The sequence below is a fragment of the Streptomyces carpinensis genome (assembly GCF_002154505.1).
In the GTDB taxonomy this organism is placed as follows: domain Bacteria; phylum Actinomycetota; class Actinomycetes; order Streptomycetales; family Streptomycetaceae; genus Streptomyces; species Streptomyces carpinensis.
This window is the reverse complement of the sequence record NZ_MUBM01000085.1, coordinates 35,928-57,327: the sequence shown is the minus strand read 5'-3', so window position 1 is coordinate 57,327 and position 21,400 is coordinate 35,928. Positions and strand designations below refer to the sequence as shown.

General features: G+C 68.6%; 16 protein-coding genes. 5 read left to right on the top strand and 11 right to left on the bottom strand.

From position 1 onward, the window contains the following. Positions 1–53: 53 nt before the first annotated feature. Positions 54–518, bottom strand: a complete 465-nt coding sequence (locus tag BZY54_RS12375) for a hypothetical protein (protein ID WP_143668044.1) — start codon at positions 516–518, stop codon at positions 54–56. A 55-nt stretch (positions 519–573) separates the two neighbouring features. Then, on the bottom strand, positions 574–729 hold the full coding sequence (locus tag BZY54_RS50830) for a hypothetical protein (protein WP_158103850.1): 156 nt from the start codon (positions 727–729) through the stop codon (positions 574–576). A 393-nt stretch (positions 730–1,122) separates the two neighbouring features. Between BZY54_RS50830 and BZY54_RS12370 the strand changes: the two genes are divergently transcribed. Then, entirely contained in the window at positions 1,123–1,542 is a 420-nt protein-coding gene (locus BZY54_RS12370) for a GOLPH3/VPS74 family protein (protein WP_158103849.1), read from the top strand. A gap of 634 nt (positions 1,543–2,176) precedes the next feature. Here the strand turns inward: BZY54_RS12370 and BZY54_RS12365 are convergent. The 5 genes from BZY54_RS12365 to BZY54_RS12350 all read right to left on the bottom strand — a co-directional run bounded on the left by BZY54_RS12365 (position 2,177) and on the right by BZY54_RS12350 (position 10,064). Continuing rightward, positions 2,177–3,679 (bottom strand): alpha-L-fucosidase, encoded by a 1,503-nt coding sequence (locus tag BZY54_RS12365; RefSeq protein ID WP_086725215.1) that lies wholly within the window; start codon positions 3,677–3,679, stop codon positions 2,177–2,179. A gap of 418 nt (positions 3,680–4,097) precedes the next feature. Continuing rightward, positions 4,098–6,443 (bottom strand): hypothetical protein, encoded by a 2,346-nt coding sequence (locus BZY54_RS12360; protein ID WP_244217121.1) that lies wholly within the window; start codon positions 6,441–6,443, stop codon positions 4,098–4,100. A gap of 275 nt (positions 6,444–6,718) precedes the next feature. Further along, the gene (locus BZY54_RS50825; protein WP_158103848.1) at positions 6,719–6,871 is read right to left on the bottom strand and encodes a hypothetical protein; all 153 of its coding nucleotides are present in this window, start codon (positions 6,869–6,871) and stop codon (positions 6,719–6,721) included. A gap of 993 nt (positions 6,872–7,864) precedes the next feature. Then, complete coding sequence (gene ku / locus BZY54_RS12355) at positions 7,865–8,647, bottom strand: non-homologous end joining protein Ku (protein WP_158103847.1); 783 nt, start codon at positions 8,645–8,647, stop codon at positions 7,865–7,867. A 496-nt stretch (positions 8,648–9,143) separates the two neighbouring features. After that, positions 9,144–10,064, bottom strand: coding sequence for an SDR family oxidoreductase (locus tag BZY54_RS12350; RefSeq protein WP_086725212.1), 921 nt, complete (start codon positions 10,062–10,064; stop codon positions 9,144–9,146). 85 nt (positions 10,065–10,149) lie between these two features. Here BZY54_RS12350 and BZY54_RS12345 point away from each other — a divergent pair, with 85 nt between their 5' ends. Beyond that, a complete protein-coding gene (locus BZY54_RS12345) occupies positions 10,150–10,716 on the top strand; it encodes a TetR/AcrR family transcriptional regulator (RefSeq protein ID WP_086725211.1) in 567 nt (188 codons plus the stop codon). A 149-nt stretch (positions 10,717–10,865) separates the two neighbouring features. Here the strand turns inward: BZY54_RS12345 and BZY54_RS12340 are convergent, their stop codons facing one another. Both BZY54_RS12340 and BZY54_RS12335 read right to left on the bottom strand, forming a co-directional pair. After that, positions 10,866–11,921, bottom strand: coding sequence for a glycoside hydrolase family 88 protein (locus BZY54_RS12340; RefSeq protein WP_244217120.1), 1,056 nt, complete (start codon positions 11,919–11,921; stop codon positions 10,866–10,868). Positions 11,922–12,280: 359 nt separating this feature from the next. After that, positions 12,281–13,426: a chitinase gene (locus BZY54_RS12335; protein WP_244217124.1), complete on the bottom strand. Its 1,146-nt coding sequence runs from the start codon at positions 13,424–13,426 to the stop codon at positions 12,281–12,283. 473 nt (positions 13,427–13,899) lie between these two features. On the opposite strand from BZY54_RS12335, the gene BZY54_RS12330 reads away from it, so the two are divergent. Continuing rightward, positions 13,900–15,210, top strand: coding sequence for a beta-1,3-glucanase family protein (locus BZY54_RS12330; RefSeq protein ID WP_425276271.1), 1,311 nt, complete (start codon positions 13,900–13,902; stop codon positions 15,208–15,210). Positions 15,211–15,342: 132 nt separating this feature from the next. On the opposite strand, the gene BZY54_RS12325 is transcribed toward BZY54_RS12330, so the two are convergent. Next, a complete protein-coding gene (locus tag BZY54_RS12325) occupies positions 15,343–16,137 on the bottom strand; it encodes an SDR family NAD(P)-dependent oxidoreductase (protein ID WP_086725209.1) in 795 nt (264 codons plus the stop codon). A 375-nt stretch (positions 16,138–16,512) separates the two neighbouring features. On the opposite strand from BZY54_RS12325, the gene BZY54_RS12320 reads away from it, so the two are divergent. Continuing rightward, complete coding sequence (locus BZY54_RS12320) at positions 16,513–17,457, top strand: DUF5996 family protein (protein ID WP_279634679.1); 945 nt, start codon at positions 16,513–16,515, stop codon at positions 17,455–17,457. A gap of 178 nt (positions 17,458–17,635) precedes the next feature. Here BZY54_RS12320 and BZY54_RS12315 read toward each other — a convergent pair whose 3' ends face one another. Next, complete coding sequence (locus tag BZY54_RS12315) at positions 17,636–19,447, bottom strand: sigma-54-dependent Fis family transcriptional regulator (protein WP_086725247.1); 1,812 nt, start codon at positions 19,445–19,447, stop codon at positions 17,636–17,638. Between the two features lie 264 nt (positions 19,448–19,711). Here BZY54_RS12315 and BZY54_RS12310 point away from each other — a divergent pair, with 264 nt between their 5' ends. Beyond that, positions 19,712–21,352, top strand: coding sequence for a ferritin family protein (locus tag BZY54_RS12310; protein ID WP_086725208.1), 1,641 nt, complete (start codon positions 19,712–19,714; stop codon positions 21,350–21,352). The last annotated feature ends 48 nt before the right edge of the window (positions 21,353–21,400 follow it).

The window sequence follows — 21,400 nt, the reverse complement described above, 5'->3', positions numbered from 1 at the left end:
GACCGGACAGGTCCACCGGGGCCGGATCGGCTGCACGGATCGCTGTCAATGCGTCAGCACTTCTGGACGCCAGCTGCTGGAGTGACCGCGGGACTGGCCGTCACGTGGAAGTTGGCTGGGGTGACCGCGGGACCGGCCGTCACGTGGAAGTTGGCTGGCGTGACCGCGGGACCGGCCGTCACGTGGAAGTTGGCTGGCCTGACCGCGGGACCAGCCGTCACGTGGAAGTTGGCTGGCGTGACCGCGGGACCGGCCGTCACGTGGAAGTTGGCTGGCGTGACCGCGGGACCAGCCGTCACGTGGAAGTTGGCTGGCGCGACCCCGGGGACGCCGTCGTTGAACTGGTTGGCGGTGGTGACTGTCGGGGTGTTGTCGATGTGCCAGTTCGCAGGGGTGGCGGCGATGGCCGGGCCGGCGGCCGTGACAACGGCAGCGGCCGCAACGGCTGCTGCGACGAGCTGAGTGAGCTTCATCTTGACTCCTGTGTGAGTGAGAATCTGCGTCGAGGTGAGCTTCAAGGCCCGGTACTCAGGCTGGCGTCGATCTTGAACGCGTCCCCCGTAATCCGAGCCTTCACGCTGGGTCCCGCTTCACTGCGGAAGCTCCGCCGTGTGCCGCGACCTTGACCAGTGAGGTTGCCATGGAGTTGTACACCGAGAGCATGTTGTCCGCTCCGGCGCTGCCTGGTAGCGACTTCGACAGCGCGTCAGGCCGATCCTTGAGCTTCATGAGTTCCTCCCGTCGCGGTCGCTTCGGTTATTTCCTTAGACGTAGAACCCGCCCCGGTCTGTGACATCCCTCGTGTGACCCGCGTCTCACCGTTCAATGGGTACGTGGCTCAAACGTGGACACTGCCGGAGCGAGCGACCAGATCGCGATCGGCCACCTGACAGCTGAGCCCCATGGGAACCCGCATCGGCCGCCCGGGCCAGTGGCGAGCCGCCGTTCGAGAGGTTCCTGCGGCACACCACCTGCCCTCGCGCCCATGCGGCCGTCACCTCCCGGCACCCTGCCGGCATCCGACCCTGCCCACTGGGCACCATGACGGCGTGACGGATGTCGAGAAGCCCTGTGCCACGGGGTGGCCTCCGGTGGATGGGCGGTTACTTCGAGGCGTCTTCGATGGCTTCGCCCCGTGTGAGTGATGAGCCGCCGACCTCGCCTCCTGCCTACGTCGTCACCGCCGCCTTCGACGGGCTGTTGGCGAAGCGCCTGGTACCCAAGGAGGGCCGACGGATACTGGGCGCCTTCGGATCAATCAGGTACCCGGTCACGGACCCCGCGGTGCCCGCAGCGCTGCGCGGGAAGTTGGCCGCCATGCTGCTGCAGGACCGAGAGCGCGACGAGCGGACGGCGGTGCTGATCACGATGCTGGACCATACGGGCCTCCGAGCCGTCCTGCTCCCGGACGCCAATGCGTCGTCGGCCGAGACACGTCTCGCTGTGATCGACGAGGAACAAGGATCCGCCGCAGCGCTCGGCGAGGCGGTTCGCACCGCACTGGCCGCGATCACCGCGGTCATCGCCGTGTCCGGGCTTTGAAGGTCTGCCGACGCTTGAGGTGACCCCATCGTTACCGAAGTTACTGGGCCGTTCGCAGAAGCCAAGGTAACTAGGTCGCGCTCAACCAGGTGCGCCGACGCCCGGACGAGCCGTGAGACCGTCCGGTTTCCCCCAGGCCTCCCCCACAGCGTCAGAGCCAAGGAAACCCACAGGTCGAGTGTGAGCCTTGCCCTTGCTCCGTTCGGGCCAGGTGGCCTTGCGCTTCTTGCCCGCCTGTTCGGCCTGCGCCGCGTGGGCCCTGCCGGGTCCCGTCCCGGCGCGCTGCTGCCGGACGCCGGAGTGCTGCCGCATTCACTCACCGGGGCCGGCCGGGGGCTGCTGCGATCGCGGCCGCCGCGGCGTCAGGGCAGTCGACCAAGGGCCCTACCTCCATACGGATCGTCAGCATCACAGGGAGCACGAACTTGGCTCAGTAGTGGGCCGTGCGGCGCGGGATCTCCCGTTGCGGCGGACTCCTGCCGCGCCTCCAGCAGCCGTGTCGTTCCCGCCCTGACTGGGCGAGAGGCCACCTTGGTCCAGGATGTAGGCCGTAGGCGGGGCACCTCCGCATCGTTGGACGCGGCGGTGCCCCGGCTGGCTCAGGTCGACAGACGTATCTGGGTCCGGTCAATCCTCAGCTGTTCGTGATCCGCAGAACGAACGGGTAGTCGTCGCCGTTCGGGTTACGGTCCGGAAGCTCGATATCTACGCCCGAGCCGGTACGCCGGAAGGGGATCTTGTGTCCTTCCGCGCCGAGCAGTCTGATCTGCGAGTGGGCGTCGACCGGCAGGTCCGCCGGCACGGTGAGGAGTGCACCGGGCCAGTTCAGACCCAGGACGTTGAACGAGCGGTCGGAGACGGTGTAGCGCAGGTCGCCGTCTGCTGCACGGCTCCAGGGAACGGTGTCATAGATGGCTGAGCCGTTCCTGTCGAGCCATGCGCCGACGGCCAGCAACCGCTCGGATTGCCAGGGGGCAATCGTTCCGTCGGCTTTCGGGCCGATGTTGAGGAGCAGGTTGCCGTTCTTGCTGACGATGTCGACGAGCAGTCGCACGATCTGCGGCGACGATTTGATGGAGGCCGGATCCTCGTTCGTGTCGTAGCCCCAGGAGCGGCCCAGCGTCAGGCATGCCTCCCACTTGTCCGCCCGCAGCGCGTAGCTCGACTTGTCGCCCTCGAGCGTTGCGTAGTCTCGATGACTGGCCTCGAAGCGGTCGTTGACGAGCACTTCCTTCGGATGCGGCCGGGTGGTGGCCTGGTTGTAGTAGTAGGCGAGGATCTCATCGCCGCGCCAGTCCATGTCCTTCGGTTTGAACGCCGGGCCGGCGCCGAGATCGGCATGCCAGTGCTCGCCGTCGGCCCACAGCAAGTCCGGGTCGTAGGCCTCGACGAGGGTCCTCAGCATGACGTGCAGATACTCGTCGACGTAGTTCTGGACCGGCTTGTACCCGACGTATGGGATCGGCGCCTTGGTGTACGGGTTCCACGGCGGCGTTTGCAGTGCAGGGTTGAAGAACTCGCCGAGGGAGTGGTAGATCCCGCGCTTGAGGTGGCTGGTACGTGCCGCATGGAACAGCTCTCCCACCAGGTCCCGCCTCGGCCCCATCACGACCGAGTTCCGGTCGGAAGCGGAGTTGGGAAAGAGCTGGAAGCCGTCATGGTGCTTGGAGGTGAGCACGAAGTAGCGTGCACCGGCGCGCTCGATCAGCTCGATCCAGGCCCGGGCATCGTAGCGCTCGGCCCGGAACCGCGGGATGAAGCGGTCGTAGTCGAAGTCGGCGCCGTAGGTCTGCAGATGGTGCTGATAGGTCTGGTCCGGGGCGCTGATGTGCATCGCGTACGAGTACCACTCCGCACCGTGGTACGCGACGTCGACGCCCCACGCGGGGACCGCGTAGACGCCCCAGTGGATGAAGATGCCGAACTTCGCGTCGCGAAACCACTGGGGTGCGGTGTGGGCTGCCAGTGACTCGCGGGTCGCAACATACGGACCAGGCGCCTGGAGCAGTGGGGTCGCAGAAGCGGCGGTCGATGCGGACGCTGTCTGCCGGCCTGCGAGCGATGCGAGCGCGGCGCCGGCGCTGATCGCGCCGGTTCGGTGGAGGAAGCCGCGCCTGGTGACGTCGTATCCGGGCATGGAGGAGGTCCTCTCTGTCGTAAGTCGGGGGACGGCAAGAGCAGACGCGCCAAAGAGATCCGATGAATCTCCAGCCGGCAGCCTTGAGCGCGTGAAGGCTGTTCGTCATCTGGGAAGCCGGATCGTCGTGTGAAATGGGCCTTGGTCGTTCCTTCCCACAACGTGGGACTCGGTGCAGGCAGAGCGGTGAGATGGGCAATCCACCCCAACGGACGGGCGACACCCGTCCGTTCAGGGGATCGCCCGACGGTGGGGCATCCCGCGCTGACTGGTTCGCCGCGTCCTGGACTCCGAAGTCTTGCCCGAGGCCCGGACCTTCAAGCGACGATCTGCCATCACCGAACCGGTCAGGACGGCACTGAGGCTGCTGCCGGTGTGCATCAGCCAGAGTCCCGCAGAGACGGCGTGCCCGGCTCGATTACAGGGCGGGCGCAAGATTCTCCCAGTGCACAGCCCACCCTTGCTGCGGGAAGCCGGGAGCGCTGCCGTCTCGTCCGCTTCGCCCGCTCGCTCCAGGCTCACCTGACGGCGAGTCGCTCCACCCGGCGCACATCATCGCGACGGCGTACAGCAGGCCCCCAGCGGAGGGGAAGTACGGAGACGGCACACCGCTCTTGCCGCTCGCGGGCAGGCCGGTGTCCGTGAACCGGTAGCGCTCGTGGAGCAGGTAGTCGACCGCGGACGCGGTGTCCCCCAGCCGGGCTGCGTTGAGGGCGAGCAGAGGGAAGTCCCAGGCGTACAGGTCGGTCACGGGCCATGTCTGCCGGACGCGCTGCGTGGTCGCCCGCATGACGGCGACGTCGACACCGTCGCCGGGCAGCATGCCGTATGCGGCGATGGGGTCCGGGTGGTTGGTGTTGTGCTTGGTCCACATGTCCGGCACGCCCTCGTACAACACATAGACGCCGTCCTCGGCCGGGAGCGGCGCAAGGTGGTCGAGGACGTCGTCCCAGTGCGGATCGCGCCCCTGCCCCAGCCGTTCCCGCCACTGTTGGGCGATTCTGAGTCCGAATTTCCAGTAGGACAACTCGAAGGTGGGGTTCGTGGTCGACTCGGAGTCGTTGCGCTCGTTGCAGCACATGATCGGCGGTCCGATCACGTACCGACCGCGCTCGTCGCGGTTCGCGAACGAAGCGATGAACTCAGCGCCCTCGTGGACGACTTCCTGCCACTTGCGCAAGGTGCTGTGGTTGGGGTGCGCCTGATAGTCGAGTTCGGCCAGGAACAGTGAGTGCGGCTGCTGCCACAGGAGAAGGGCCGTGGGCTCACCGGGCGACTCGCGGCCGATCGCATCGCCGTACGCTGTCGTCATCTTCGGCCACCGTGCCCCACGGAAGCCCTGCGACTGGGCGCGCCGGCGCGCGGTGGGCAGGAAGCGCTCGTAGATGGCGGTACTCCGGTCAAGCAGCGGCCACCGGTTCCACAGCGCGTGGTGGAAGGCGTGCCACCAATACATCTCCATATGAAACTTGCCGTACCAGCCGTTGTTGACCAGGCCGGACTCCTGTGCCGGCTCATTGCCGGCGTCGTTGACCGCAAGGTGGTACTGGCTCAGGACGATGCGTCGTTCCAGTTCCTTCCAACGCGGATCGGTGCTGGCGGACAGGTCTACCGCGCCGCCTGTCCGCCAGAATCGTGGCCACCAGATCTCGCTCTGACTCATCACGTCGGCTGCCGACGGAACCCGTCCTGTGACCTCGGGCGTGAACAGCGCGGCAACGTCGACTTCACCGCCGCGACCTGTGATCTCGTAACGATGCTGCGCGGGGTCGACGCGGGCGATACGGGCGCCGGGCGACAAGGACAGCCCGACCTGGTATCGGGTGTCGTCCATCGTGTGCGTCAGTACAGTGCCACGGAGATCCGTCGAGTGCAGTTCCGGGAGGTCGTAGAAACCGACGTACGGTGCTTCGAACTTGTTGAGTCCGGCGCGAGTCGCATAGGGAAAGTCGAGGAACACACTCAGGCGCCCTTGGCTGACCAGGTCCGATCGGATCCGCGTCCCGACAACGTCGGCTCCGGGGTGACAGGCCGTCTGAACCGTGACGAGAGTGCCCTCAAGCCGGAACTGGCTGTGGAGCAGGCCGGTCCAGGGATCAAGCTCCTGTACGACGTCGGTCAGATCGCTTTCCTTGGCCTCCGTGCCGTCCGTCTTCAGCAGCCGCAGGCCGATCCGTCCAAGATTCGCCCGATGCGGGTTCTCGCGAAGCCAGTTGTTGAGTTCAGGCTGGTTCTTGTCTCCGGTCCAGTAGTAGACGTCGCGTCCATAGGTCTCCCAGATGGTGCCTCGGTAGTCAGAGACCTGCTTCCCGGGCGGCAGCGCATCGACGTGCCAGCCCCAGTCGGAGAGCGTGTTGAACGGGACAAAGGTTTGGAGCCCGGTGACATCGGCGCCGAAGGCGAGGCGGCCATTCCCGACCTGGACGGGCAGGTCGAGATCGCTGGCGTGGCGCACCACCCGATGGCGGGTGACGAGCGCGTGCCGATCGATCCTCCCTTCAGGCTGCCCTGCCGACGGCGTCCTCGGGGCGGCCGCCGCCTCTCCTTGGAGCACCCGCGTCATCAGGGTTGCCGACGTGACGCCGGCGAATCCTCGGAGGACCGTCCGGCGGTCGAATCGCAATTGGCGTTCCATGGATGTGCTCCCTGTGATGGCTGATAGGTGACTGATGGGCAGCCACGGATTCACGCGAGCGGCAACGCTGGCTTCGGTAACGGGCTCGACGTCGCTCGATTGGACGCGCTGTGGCTGTGTATCTGCCATTTCCGCGACCGAGCGGCGGTCGGCAGCCTCCTGGCCCGGGGGGCAGCGCCACCTCCGCCCTGTCCCCTGGGCGGCCAAGGTCCCGGTGGCTAGCCCCGGGCAACCAGGCAATTGGTCAGCGGCGGTCTGCTGCGCGGCATCGGACCCGGTGGCGGCGAGTCACCACGATCTCGTAGGCGGACTTCGATTCCTCGCGGTCGACGACCTGGGGCTGCCAGCCGAACCGCGGCGTGCCCTCGATCCCCAGCGGCCGGGCCGGGACTGGTCACCGACCGTCAGGTGCTGCAGGGCGTGGGGGGCGCGTCGTTGGGGGTGCGGCCACTGCCCCGCAGGGCGCGGCGGCGGACCGGGGCGGTCAAGGTCGCGGTGGTGAGCAGGACGCTCCTGTGCCGTGGGCGGGCCACGGTCTTTCCGTGGGCGGATGACATGGTGTGGTGCGCTCCTCGGTGGCAGCCGGCGTTTCAGGGCAGTGCGGGGAGGACCGGCGTGGACGGGCTGCGGCGGACGGACGGGGCGGCGGGGAGCCGGGATCGCGCTGGCCGTGCGGAGTGCGGACTCGCGGCGTCGGGTGGGCGCCGCGGAGTATTGAATCGACTCAGACGAGGGGAACTTAACGCGGCGCCCGTCGCCGCGCAAGGGATTGCGCACCGATCACTCGCCCAGGAATCGGGTCTTCAGCGTGCCGAGTTACGGATGGCGGGCGGGGACGCTGCCATGAACTGGGACGATCCGACCGTGCGAGCACCAGCGTCGCGATGTAGGGGCCGCCCGACGACAGGACCAGCCCCTCGTCGATGCCGACCGGCTGCGCGAGAATAGAAGGGGTGGTGATTGAAACGTTCAATCACCACCCCGCCTCCGAATCCGGGGCCGCGCGCGCCGGACCCGCGCGCGAGCGGGTGGGTTCCCGTCCGCACCATCGGCTCGCCTCGCGCGCGCCGTCGTTCCATATGCGCGCCCCGGCCTCGGTCTTCCGCCGTCCCGATCGGGGAGCCGGCCGCCTCCGCGACCGCCTCGACGAATCGCCGCCCCATGGGTTCTCGGTGGCCATGTCCGTGTCCAACGTGGCGAGGCGGCCAAGTCTCTTGCAGGACCGTGGGACAGCGGCTGGACCGACGACTCCAGGCAGCTATCGGGATCGACATTCCCACCGAGGGCTGAGTCCGCGGTAGCCGGAGACAACCCTCGACATACGGATCGGTGGGCCGTACAGCGCCCCCCACCTCCCCGCTCTTGGATTCGGGACGCTGAGCGGGGGAGGGTGCCCGGGCACACGGGGGGCGGTGGTGCCCGGTTGCCGGAGGGTTGGGCGACCTGAGGAGAGGTGGTGCAGTGGGCGCGCCGGCGGCGTTTTGCGTGTGTAATGCCTGGATACGTGTGTTGTCCGGTCACGCGCCCAGTAATGGCCGGCCGCGCAACGGTTATGGCCGATGCCGCAGGCGTTCGTGCGCCCGCTCGGCAGCCCGGACACTCTCCTCCAGTGCTGCCATCAGGTCCAGCGCCGGAGTGGGCTCCGCCGGCTCTTCGGCGAGCTCACCGCCGGTGATCTTTGCGGCCACGAGCTGATCAAGGGCGTGGGCGTAGTCGTCGTGTACATCGCCGACGTTGATGCCGGTGAGGTCCCGGATCAGCACCTCGGCCAGCTCCAGCTCCCGCTCGGTGACCGGGGTGGAGGGTGCGAGGTCTCCGGGGTCGCGCAGCTCGTCCCGCCACAGGAGGGTCTGGAGGATGAGCATGCCATGGCGGGGCCGGAGCAGCGCCAGGCGCTCCCGGCTGCGCAGGGCGAGCTCGGCGACGGCGACGTAGCCGGTGCGGGCGAGTGCCTCGACGAGCAGGGCGTACGGGCGGTCATCGCCCGGTCCGGGAACCGCGTAGTACGGCCGCCCGAAACTGATCGGGTCGATGTCCTCGAAGGGCACGAAACCAAGCACGTCGATGGTCCGCCTTGTGGGCAGGGGCAGGTGTGCGAGGTCCTCCTCGGTGAGCGGCACCACGCGCCCGTCTGCCAGGGCAAGTCCCCTGCCGACTTCTTCGTAGGGGATCTCCCGGTTCTCACCCTTGCAGAAGGGGCGATGCTCGATCCGGCTGCCGTCGGCGACATGGATCTCGTGGAGGCGCACGGGATGCTCCACCGTGGCCGCGTACAGCCTGATCGGCACAGTGACGAGCCCGAACTGGATCATCCCGGACCACATGGTCTTCATACATCCAGAGTCGTTCGCCAGCAGATGGTACGCATCCCCGCTCGCGGGCCATCCCTGCAGCAACGAGTGTCTGGGCTCACTGGCCATGGGCTGCAAGGCCAACTACCACTGCGCCTGATCGGCGATCGCTGAGCGTCACATGCCTGGATGCCGCCACCACCTCTGCTATGGAACATGTGGGCGATTCGCGTGACGCCGAGGCAGCGCCTCCCCCGGCTGCCGGGGTGGAGGTGTTCACGTACGGGCCGGACGGCGTCGTGCGGATCAATCTGCGGGTCGCCGGCGGGCCTACCGGGGCGTGGCGGTCGCCCACACGACGCCCCGGATGGGCGTCGGCCGTACCGGCCGGCGTCGTGGCCGCGTCCGGATCTGGCTCGGCATGGCTGGTAGTGGTGGGGCGAAAAGCGGATGACCCACCGGAAGGCACTGTCCCTGTCGTGACGTGACGCACCGTTCGGTTCCTTGGTTGCGCATGTCACCCGATCCTCGCTCCCGCTCAGTCTTCAGGAACGGTGTGGAAGTAGTGGCCCTTGTCGAGGTCCTCGAGGAGGCCGGGCTGAGCCGGCTGCCAGTCCAGCAGTTCGCGGGTCAGCGCGTTCGAGGCCGGGGCGTCGAGTCCGAGGAAGCCGCCCAGCCAGGTGAAGTGCTCGAGCGCGGCCTCCGGGGTCACCGAGGTCACCGGCACATCGAGGTGACGGCCGATCACCTCGGCGACATCGCGGATCGCGACGCCTTCCTCCGCGACGCCGTGCAGCACCGAGCCCGCGGGGGCCTTCTCGACCGCCAGGCGGAACAACCGTGCGGCGTCGACGCGGTGGACGGCCGGCCAGCGGTTGGCGCCGTCGCCGATGTAGCCGGAGACACCCTTGGCCCGGGCGATGGCGACCAGGGTCGCCATGAACCCGTGGTCTCCCTCACCGTGGCAGGTCGGAGACAGTCGCACCACTGATGAGCGCACCCCGCGCGAGGCGAGTGCGAGCACCGCCATGGCGGTGGCCGAGCGGATGGACATGGGTGAGCCGTCGATCGTGGGCATGTCCCGCTCGGTCGCCACCTGCCCCGGCTTGAGGCCGGCGATGCCGGAGGCGAGGACGAACGGGCGGCCGGTGCCGGCCAGCGCGTCGCCGAAGGTGTCGACGGCCCGGCGATCGGCCTCGGCAGCGCCCTGGAAATCGCCGGTGAAGGCGATGTCGTGCTTGAAGGCGAGGTGGACCACCCCGTCCGAGGCGGCAGCGGAGCGGCCCAGCACGTCGAGATCGTCGACGGTGCCGCGGACCACTTCCGCACCTGCGGCGCTGAGAGCGGCGGCGGAGGCGTCGGAGCGGGCGAGCCCGACGACCTGGTGCCCCGCGTGGACGAGTTCCGGGACGAGGGCGGAGCCGATCCAGCCGGACGCTCCGGTCACGAAGATGCGCATGGGAGAACCCCAGACTGTTGATGTCAGTGACTGACATCGACCCTAGCACCTGATGTCAGTCACTGTCATCACGTAGGATCTGCTCATGAGCAGATGGGAGCCGAACGCACGTGGACGCCTGGCGGAGGCGGCGTTGGAGCTCTGCGGAGAGCGCGGCTACGAGCAGACCACCGTGGCGGAGATCGCCAAGCGGGCCGGCCTCACCGAGCGGACCTTCTTCCGGCACTACGCCGACAAGCGCGAGGTGCTGTTCGGCGGCTCCGGTGCGTTGCAGGAGCTGTTCGTGAACGCGGTCACCGGGGCTCCCGAGTCGGCAGCGCCGATCGACTCGATAGCGGCGGGGCTCCAGGCGGTCTCAGCGATGTTCGTCGGACGCCGCGAGTACTCCCGGCAGCGACAGGCCCTCATCGTGGCGAACGCGGAGCTGCGGGAACGTGAGCTGATCAAGCTCGCCTCACTGTCGGCGGCGCTCGCCGACGCCCTGCGCCGACGCGGCGTCGCCGAGCCCGCCGCGAGCCTGACCGCCGAGGCGGGTGTCGCCGTGTTCAAGGTCGGTTTCGAGCGCTGGATCGCGCCGGCCGAGGAACGCGAGATGTCGCAGGTGATGCGCGAATCACTGGACGAGCTCAAGGCCGTGGCCGCGGGCGGCTAGGGTCTCTCGCCCGGCTCACGAATGTCCGGTGGACTCGGACGCCGGCGGGACGCGTCACCGGGGTGGAACAGTTCCGCAGCCATGCGGCTCGGCCTTCGGGCCTCAGGACGGCCACGCATGATGACGTGCGCCGCGGCGACCGGTCGCCCTCACCTCGGTCCGGACAGGTCGATCGCCCGGTCGACGTCGTGCGGCCGCAGCACTCGCAGGATGCCTTCGAGCAGGTAGCAGTCGGCGTACGGCAGGGAGATCTCGATGCCGTCCTCGGCCGGCCGGTTCCGGGTGCAACGGGCGACGATCGCCTCGGCGCGGGACGAGTTCCTGGTCAGGCAGGTCTCCGCCAGCGCGGTCAGCAGCCGCAGGGCCGCCTCCCGGTACTCGTGCCGGCCCGTGACGGCGGACAGGTCGAGGAGACCACAGGCCATGATCGCGCCGGCGGAGGCGTCCTTGACGTCGTACGGCTGCTGAGGCGCACGGTAGTCCCAGACGGGGACGTGGTCCGGGGTCAGGGCTCCCAGCGCGTAGTCGGCGAGTCTGCGCGCGGTCGTCAGGAACTGCTCGTCACCGGTGCGGCGGTGCATCGTCGTAAAGCCGTAGATCCCCCAGGCCTGTCCACGTGCCCAGCAGGAGGTGGGGCTGTAGCCCTGCACGGTATTGGGCCCGATGGGTGCGCCGGTGGTGGGATCGAAGTCGTACACGTGGGGAGTCGATCCGTCGGCGCGCGGAAAGGCGCGCTGCGTGGTTCGCGCGTGCTCCACGGCGATGTCGAGGTACTTCCCGTCGCCGGTCTGTTCGCTCGCGAAGGCCAACAGGTCGAGGTTCATCATCGTGTCCATGATGACGCGGCCCGCATTGTTCGGATCGTTCAGCGCTCCCCAGGCACGGATGAAGCGGCCGTCGGGATTGTAGCGGCGGCTCAGCGTGTCGGCCGCGTGGAGGGCGCCCGTCCGCCAGGTGTCGTCGCCTGTCAGACGCCATGCGGTGACCCACGACGGATAGAACAGGAAGCCGAGGTCGTGGGTGGTGGTGTCGGTCTGGCGGGGCGCGAGTTTCTTCGCCGAAGCCAGCGCCAGGGTGCGGAAGGTGTCGTCCCCGTTGTGGAGCCAGGCCATCCACAGTGTGCCGGGCCAGAATCCCCCGACCCAGTCGCCGCCTTGGGAGTACACCCACTTCTCGGCCTTCGTGCCGACGGGGAAGGAGGTCACCCCCGGGGCGACAGCGCGGAGTTTGCCGATCGCGTAGTCGGCGGCGGCGCGAAGCGTGCGGAGGGGTCGCCGTCGGCGTCCGGTCGGCGGCGCGGGCAGCCGTCGCCGGTGCCGCGGAGAGCGCCGCGGCACCAGCGGCCGTGGTCAGCAAGATACGTCGGGAAAGGTCGATCGGCCCGCGCCTCCCTCAACTCTGCACTTTTGCAAGGCGGTTGACCGATCGAGCGTGGCACAGCAGAAGCCCGCATGTACACCCACGTAAGCAATGTTTATCTACATGAACAGCAGTGAGCGCGCGGGCGGGTGCGTGGACCGGAGGGGTTGCTCCGACCCACTCACCGAGTGCCGTGAGGTCCCGTTCAGCAGTACAGGCCGCTCCCGGGGCTGACACCCAGGATGGCGGTGAACCTCTGGTAGGCGTCGACTCGGCTCTGCACCTGAGCGGGGTTCTTGCCGTCGCATTCCAGGGAGCCGTTGATGGATCGGATGGTCTGGCCGAATCCGGCCTGATTCACCATGGCGTTGTGCGGGGTCATGCTGCCAGGCCCGGACTGGGTGTTCCAGTACCACAGACCGGTCCTCCAGGCGACCGCTGCGTCGTTCTGCACCAGCCAGGGGTTGCCCAGCAGGTCGATGCCGAGTGCGTCACCGGCGGCCTTGTAGTTGAAGTTCCAGCTGAGCTGGAGCGGTCCGCGCCCGTAGTACGCGGCCTGGCCCGCCGGGCAGCCGTAGGACTGACTCCAGTCGCAGTAATGCGGGTAGTTGGCCGTGTTCTGCTCGACCACGTACACCAGGCCGCCGGTCTCGTGGCTGACGTTGGCGAGGAAGGCGGCGGCCTCCTGCTTCTTCACCGCGTCACTGCCGGTGTTCGCGAAGGCCGGGTAGGAACTCAGGGCCTGCACCAGCCCGTTGTAGGCGTAGAAGCCGTTCCTGTGCGGGAACATCTGGTTGAACTGGGCTTCTGTGACGACGAATCCGGACAGGGAGCTGCCGCCTCCGCCACCGGGCGCGTTCCACTTCTGATTCGCCCCGCCGGTGCACGTCCAGATCTGCAGACGGGTGCCGTTGGCGGAGTTGTTGTCGCGCACGTCCAGGCACTTGTCGGCGGCCGGATTGACGATGTCGTGGGCGGCGGTGACCACCCACTGCTGGTTCGCCCCGCCGGAGCAGTCCCACAGCTGAACGGCCGCTCCGTCGCCGGTTCCGCGGTCGACCACGTCCAGGCACTTGCCGAGCGCCCTCAGGGTTCCGTCACCCGCATTGGACCAGCGCTGGGCGCTGGTTCCGTTGCAGTCGTAGAGCTGAACGGCGGTGCCGTTGGCGCTGTTGGCCCCTGCCACGTCCACGCACTTGCCGGCGAGTCCGGTGATCTGGCCGTCCGCCGCATGCGCAGGCGCGGCAGTGAACAGTGCCGCGATGAGCGCGGCGGCGACGGCGACGGCGACGGCGACGGCGAACCATCCCAGGGGCGAGCGTCTGCCGGAGAGTCCTCCGGCAAAGGGCATGGACATGGAAGGGGCGCTCCTGACGGTGGGGGGTGAATGTGCGTCTGCGAGCTCCGCGACGGCTTGGCGGTCCCGGGGCGGGAACAGGTCGGTGAGCCCCGGCCACCCGGAACCTAAAGGCCTGAACCAAACACGTCAAGAGGTGAACGAGTCGCGTCGGCGGTCGAGTTGGGCCTACTCAGAAGTCGAAGACCGGCAAAACGGCCGTTCCCGTCGGTCAACCGCCCACCTCGCCCACCGAGCCGAGAAACACTCACGCACAGACAGGGCAGGCAGCCGTCTGCTTCCGCGAGGCGACTGCGGTGTGACGGTCTCGCGTTCAGTTGTTGACGGTGGATCGCAGCGGGAGTACAAACGCCGAGAGAGCGCTCTCAGGCACTGCCGCCCCTCCATCCCCACAGGCCTTGCTCGGCTTTGGAGACTTCATGCAGACACCCCCCTGCGCGCCGGCACCGAGACCGCCGACCGGCGTCATGCGTTCCCGAACGGCCCTCTGCCTGGTCCTCGCCCTCTTCGCCGCCTGCTTCTTCGCCATGACACAGTCGTCCGCCCGGGCCGACGACCTCCTGCTCTCCCGCGGCCGGCCGGTGAGCGCGTCCTCGACCGAGAGTGCGGCGTTCCCGGCCGCCGCGGCGGTCGACGGTGATGCGAGCACCCGCTGGTCCTCGGCCTTCGCCGATCCCCAGTGGCTCCAGGTGGACCTCGGCTCCGTCCAGCAGGTCACCCGCGTCAGCCTGAAGTGGGAGGCCGCCTACGCCACGGCCTATCAGATCCAGACCTCCACCGACGCACGGACCTGGACGACGGTGTACTCCACCACGACCTCCACCGGCGGGGCCCAGACCCTGAACGTCAGCGGCAGCGGCCGGTACGTCCGGGTCTACGGCACCGCCAGGGCAACTCCGTACGGTTACTCCCTGTGGGAGTTCGAGGTGTACGGGCCCGGCGACAGCACCCCGCCGACGGACGACTTCTGGGGCAGCACCGGCGACATCCCCGCCGCGCACAACGCCGTCGAGGTGAAGATCCTCAACCGCACCAACGGCAAGTACCCCGACAGCCAGGTGTACTGGAGCTTCAACGGCCAGGCGCACTCCATCGCGGAGCAGCCCTATCTCGACATGCCTGCCAACTCCGCGGGGCGGATGTACTTCCACCTCGGTTCACCCGACAGCCCCTACTACGACTTCATCGAGTTCACCGTCGGCGGCAACGTCTTCAACGGCAACACCACACGAGTCGACGCCTTCGGCATCAAGCTCGCCATGCGCCTGCACACCAAGGACGGCTACGACGTCGAGGTCGGTGAGAACCGGCAGACCTTCGCCGAGGACCGTGCCACCACCTTCCAGCGCTTCATCGACGCGGTACCGGCCCCGTTCAGAGTGCTGGCCCAGACGCAGGCCCCCTACCGCATCATCGCTCCCGGCAGTGACCCCAGCTTCCGCTCCGGTGGCGCCAACGCCGACTACTTCACCTCCTACGCCCGGTCCGTCGGTGTCGGCGCAGCCACCTCCGACATCTTCGGCTGTGCCGCCTCCCTCGCCGGCAACCCCGACATGTGCGCGGCCCTCAACCGCCACGTGGCCACGCTCCCGTCGTCCCAGCAGAGTGACCCCGGCCAGTTCTACAAGGCGGCCCCGGCGAACTACTACGCCAAGTTCTGGCACGACAACGCCGTCAACCACCTGGCCTACGGTTTCCCGTACGACGATGTGGCGGGCCAGTCCTCCTTCATCTCCCACGGCAGCCCCCAGTGGCTGCTGGTCGCGGTCGGCTGGTAGAGCGGCCCCCGTGACCGTGCCGGCCGCGCAGCCGCGACGGCGGCCGGGCGGGCCGGAAAGGAGGCATGGGTCTCCTTCCCGGTCCGCCATGTCGCGGGAAGATCGTTCGGTTGCGCGTGGGAGCGCGGAAGATCACAGCGTCTTGATCTGGCCGCCGTCGATGGTGAACTCGGCTCCCGTGATGTTGGCGGCGAGCGGGGAGGCGAGGAAGAGAGCCAGGTCGGCGACCTCATGTGCTTCGGTGACCCGGCCTGTGGAGATGTGCATGCTCTGCGGCACGACTTCCTCGATGGCCTCCTGCACGGTGGTGCCGGCCTGGGCCGCCGTGGCCTCGGCGAAGCCGCCCGGTGCGGTCCAGAACGGGGTGCGGACCGGGCCCGGCGCGATCGCGTTGACCCGGACGCCCCGCGGTGCGAATTCCTCGGACAGTGACTTGGTCAGGCTGGCCAGCGCGGCCTTGGCCGCGGAGTAGTCCACGACCATGGGGAAGGGCAGGCGCGCGTTGATGGAGGTGATGTTGATGATGCAACCCCCGTCCGCGTCCAGCAGGTGGGGAAGTGCCGCGCGGCCGGCGCGGACCGCGCTGAACAGGGTCAGGTTGAAGATCCGTTGCCACTCGCCGTCGTCGACGTCCAGGAAGCTCGGACGGGGCGTCGCGGCACCCAGGGAGTTGACCAGGGTGTCGACCCTGCCGTACTGGTCCACCGCGCGCCGGACGAGTTCGTCCGGTCCGCCCTCGGTGGACAGGTCGACCGGGACGGCGGTGACGCCGTACTTCTGGTGGAGTCCCTCGAGTTCGGGAGTGATGCTCCGGCTGCCGGCGAAGACGTGAGCGCCTTCACGGGCGAACGCATCGGCGATGGCGAGACCGATGCCCTTGCTCGCCCCGGTGACGACGGCGACGTTGGCCTTGAGCTGGAGATCCATGGTGTTCCTTTTGTGTGCCGGTTCCCCGAATGTTCAGGCTAGGCGGAATCGGCGCCACCGGCTCAGGCGACCGCGCCCGGCGCGATCTCCGTCATCCGCACGGCCCAGCGCTCCCCGGCCCGGGTCGAGCCGCCGAATGAGGTGCCGTTCGCCCACGTCAGGGTGTCTCTGGCCGTTGCCGGGAGTGTCCGTGGCGTCCGAGTTGCCCCTGCGGCGCACGGAGGCGAGTCTGCTGAGGAGGGAACCCATCCGCGACAGGCCCCAGGAAGCCTCACCGTCCCGGGCGTCTGTGCAGGCGGTCGGCCCTCCCCACCGGCCGAACCGGCCGGTACGCCCGTCCCGAACACCGATGACGCCGATCCGGGAGGCACAACGGTGACCCTGCCGACAACGCGCACACGCGAGACATGGCCGCGGCTCCGGGTGGCCGACTGGACCGAGACCAGGGACACCCTGCACATGTGGACCCAGATCGTCGGCAAGGTGCGCCTGACGCACGCGCCGCTGATCAACCACTGGTGGCAGGTCACGCTGTATGTCAGTCCACGTGGGCTGACCACCTCCGCCATCCCGTACGGCTCCGGAGCCTTCGACATCGAGTTCGACTTCATCGACCGCCGGCTGGTCATCCGTACCAGCGACGGTGCCGTCCGTACGGTGGCCCTGGAGCCGAAGCCAGTGGCCCGGTTCTACGAAGAGACGATGCGCGCCCTGAACGAGCTGGGGATCGAGGCGCCGATCCAGGCCCACCCGAACGAAGTGGAACCCGCGATCCCGTTCGCCGAGGACGACCGCCACGCCTCCTACGACCCCACCGCGGCTCGCCTCTTCTGGCAGCAGCTGCTGCAGGCCCATCGCGTCATGGGCGTCTTCCGCTCACGCTTCACCGGCAAGGTCAGCCCGGTGCACTACTTCTGGGGAGCCATGGACCTGGCGTGCACGAGGTTCTCCGGCCGCCCCGCGCCACCACACCCGGGCGGCGCGCCGAACTGCGGTGACTTCGTGATGGTGGAGGGCTACTCCCACGAGCTCAGCAGCTGCGGCTTCTGGCCCGGCGGTGGCGAGGAGGGTGCCTTCTACGCCTATGCCTATCCGGAGCCCGACGGCTTCGCCGAACACCCGGTCACTCCGACCGATGCCTTCTACAGCAGGGAGAACGGCCAGTTCCTCCTGCCGTACGAGAGCGTGCGCACCGCCGGTGACCCGGATGCCGTGCTCCTCGGATTCCTGCAGACCACCTACGACGCGGCAGCCGAACACGGACGGTGGGACCGCGCCACGCTCGAATGCGATCCCCAGCGACTGCGGGACGTCACATAGCGCCGGGTCCAGCCCGACGGGCACAGAGGTGGGCGCTGCGATACCACGTCCCGGACATCGTGCACCGGGAAGGTCACCTCACGTGTTCACGGTGAACCGCATCGACGTACCGCTGCACGACATGGGCGGGACTCGGCCTCGTCCGCCCCGCCGGCGGTGACGGCGCCGGCGGGCGCCGTCACCGCGGCAGGTCGATGCCGTAATCGCGGATCTTCCGGTAGATGGTGGCGCGGGACATCCCGAGCGCCTGGGCGGCCTCGTTCTTCCTGCCCTGCGCATCGATCAGGCTCCGTACGATCGCGTCACGCTCCAGGGCCTCCAGCGGGCTGAGCACCCGGCGGGTCACCGACCGGCACTGCGGGGGCAGGTCCCCGGGCTCGATCACGCCTGCCCTGCGGTGCTGCACGACGGTGCGCAGAACCTGCCGCAGCTGCGCGACGTTGCCGGGCCAGGCGTTGCGCATGAGCAGTTGCAGCGCGGCGGGAGAGCAGGTGAGTGTCTCCGCCGAGGGCAGCGTCACGAGCAGGAAGGGAACGAGCTCGCGCAGGTCCTCGATGTGGTGACGCAGCGGCGGGACCTGCACCGTGCCGGGGAAGGCGCGCAGGAGATCGGCCTCGTCGTGGTCGAGCGACTGGTGGGTGGCCGCCACCCACCGGTGCCGGCCGGACCGGACGGCAGCCCGGCGCTGCCGTTGCAGAAGGGCCGCCAGGGCGCGACCACCCGCCCCGGGCAGGCGGTCGACGTGCCGCAACACCAGCGTCCCGTCGTGCTCGTCGAGTTCCTGCTGGACGCGGGTGAGGAAGTCGGAGGGCCGGGCGGCCTCGGCCGCGTCCAGCACCTGGAAACGGCCGGCGGGATCATGATGCCGGTGCACGGCCCGCAGCAGTGCGAGCTTCCCGGCTCCGGGCTCGCCCTGCACGGTGATCCACTCGCCGCTCCGGTAGTGGGCGCGCACGTCGTCGCAGGCGCGCTGCCACAGGGCACCGGAGCCGACGAGGCCCGGCAGCAGCGGACGAGGGGCGGGACCGCCGGGCGGCAGCTCCCGGGGCGCCTCGGTCAGCCGGACCCGCACCACGCCGCCGGCCGGCCCCGAGTCGGTGTCCACCGGGGCGCAGAACATCCGCGCCTTCGCGCCGCTGGGCAGGTCCACCTCGACGGAGGCGCGCCTGCCGCCCCACATCGCCTCGGCCGCGGTGCCGAGCAGTGCGGCCTGGTCCTCGGGCGCGAGCACCTGGCGGGCATGGTCGTTCATCATGACGACGTCGTTGTTGAGGGCGAACACGATGCCGCCGCTGCGCCGGCAGGCCCGCAAGTACTCCTGGAACAGGGCGAATTCGCGTAGTCCGGCCAGCGTCGTCAGTTCCTGCTCGATATGTTCGGCAGTTGTCTTGGCCAGCGTCAGCAGCAGGGGGCCGGCGTCACGGCTCCAGCAGGTCAGGTCGACCACTCCGAGTACCTGGCCGGAGAGGGGATGGCGAACGGGGGCTCCGGCGCAGCCGAGGTCCTCGAGGTTCTCCGCGTAGTGCTCGTGCCCGAACACCCCGGTGGCCCGGCCTCCCTCCAGGGACGTGCCGATGCCGTTGGTGCCCACGAACTGTTCCGCGTAGCTGAAGCCGGGCGCCAGTTGCACCCGGTCCAGATGGTCTGCGAGCACCCGGTCGTCGGTGCCCCGGTGCAGGATCACTCCCTGGACGTCGGTGAGGATGATGCTCACCGCCACGTCGCTCAACTGCTCCTGCAGGCGATGGAGTACCGGGGCGGCGCTGTGTACCAGCGGCGTCTCCAGATTGGGGTCCTTGGTGTAGGGCAGTTGGACGCGGTCGGCTGCCACGTTCCAGCTTCTGGACCGCCACCACGAGGCCGCGATCGTCTCACGCACCTTGTCCGAGTCGACGGCGCCGGCGGTGAGGAAACGCTCCCGTGCCGCCGCGAGTACGTCCGGCCGTGCGGTGGGGCCGCGGTCCGGACCTGGAACGTCGGAGTGTCTCAAGGCCACCTTGCCTCCCTGGCCGGCTCCTGACGTGGCGGGAGCGTAGCAGGCGGGTTTCGTGCACGTAACCGGCCGCGAGCGCAGAGTCACGTATTCGCTGTCTCACATTGAGACCGCACGCGGTCGCTCCCTCCGCTGTCATTCCTCCCATGGGCCGTCGTCGCCGGAACCCGCGTGTTCCGGGTGAAGGACGGCGCACCGGCGTGGCCTGGGCGCGGTCGCGGAGCGCCGAGGTCTCGCCTTCCCAGCCACAGGAGGCACGGAGTGAGCCGACAGAGTCTCAGCAAGGCGCACAAGAAGATCACCGAACTCTCGTGGGAGCCGACCTTCGCCACCCCGGCGAAGCGGTTCGGCACCGACTACAAGTTCGACAAGGCCCCGAAGAAGGACCCGCTCAAGCAGATCCTGCGCTCCTACTTCCCGATGGAGGAGGAGAAGGACAACCGCGTCTACGGCGCGATGGACGGCGCCATCCGCGGCAACATGTTCCGGCAGGTGCAGGAGCGCTGGATGGAGTGGCAGAAGCTGTTCCTGTCCATCATCCCGTTCCCCGAGATCTCCGCCGCCCGGGCCATGCCGATGGCCATCGACGCCGTCCCCAATCCCGAGGTCCACAACGGCCTGGCCGTGCAGATGATCGACGAGGTGCGGCACTCGACGATCCAGATGAACCTCAAGCGCCTGTACATGAACCACTACATCGACCCGGCCGGGTTCGACATCACCGAGAAGGCCTTCGCGAACAACTACGCGGGCACGATCGGCCGGCAGTTCGGCGAGGGGTTCATCACCGGTGACGCGATCACCGCGGCCAACATCTACCTGACCGTGGTCGCCGAGACCGCCTTCACCAACACCCTGTTCGTGGCCATGCCCTCGGAGGCCGCGGCCAACGGCGACTACCTGCTGCCCACCGTGTTCCACTCGGTGCAGTCGGACGAGTCCCGGCACATCTCCAACGGCTACTCCATCCTGCTGATGGCGCTGGCCGACGAGGACAACCGCAAGCTGCTCGAACGCGACCTGCGCTACGCCTGGTGGAACAACCACTGCGTGGTCGACGCCGCCATCGGCACCTTCATCGAGTACGGCACCAAGGACCGCCGCAAGGACCGGGACAGCTACGCGGAGATGTGGCGTCGGTGGATCTACGACGACTACTACCGCAGCTACCTGATCCCGCTGGAGAAGTACGGCCTGGTCATCCCCCACGACCTGGTCGAGGAGGCCTGGAACCGGATCTACAACAAGCACTACGTGCACCGGGTCGCCCAGTTCTTCGCCACCGGCTGGCCGGTCAACTACTGGCGCATCGACCCGATGACCGACCAGGACTTCGAGTGGTTCGAGGAGAAGTACCCCGGCTGGTACAACCAGTTCGGCCGCTGGTGGGAGGCGTACAACCGGCTGCGCCACCCCGGCCGCAACAAGCCGATAGCGTTCGAGGACGTCGGCTACGAGTACCCGCACCGGTGCTGGACCTGCATGGTGCCCTGCCTCGTCCGCGAGGACATGGTGGTCGACAAGGTCGACGGCCAGTGGCGGACCTACTGCTCCGAGACCTGCCACTGGACCGACAAGGTCGCCTTCCGCCCCGAGTACGAGGGCACGCCGACCCCGAACATGGGCCGGCTCACCGGCCACCGCGAGTGGGAGACGCTGCACCACGGTCAGGACCTGGCCGACGTCGTCTCCGGCCTCGGCTACGTCCGCGACGACGGCAGGACCCTCGTCCCACAGCCGCACCTGGACCTGGACGACCCGAAGAAGCTGTGGACCCTCGACGACCTGCGCGGCATCACCTTCAGCAGCCCCAACGTGCTGCTGAACGAGATGTCCGACGCCGAGCGTGAGGCGCACGTCGCCGCCTACCGGGCGAACCCGAACGTCAGCCCGGCGGCCTGACGCCGACCCGAACCTGTTCCCGCCGCGGCGCGCTCCCCGGACGTGCCG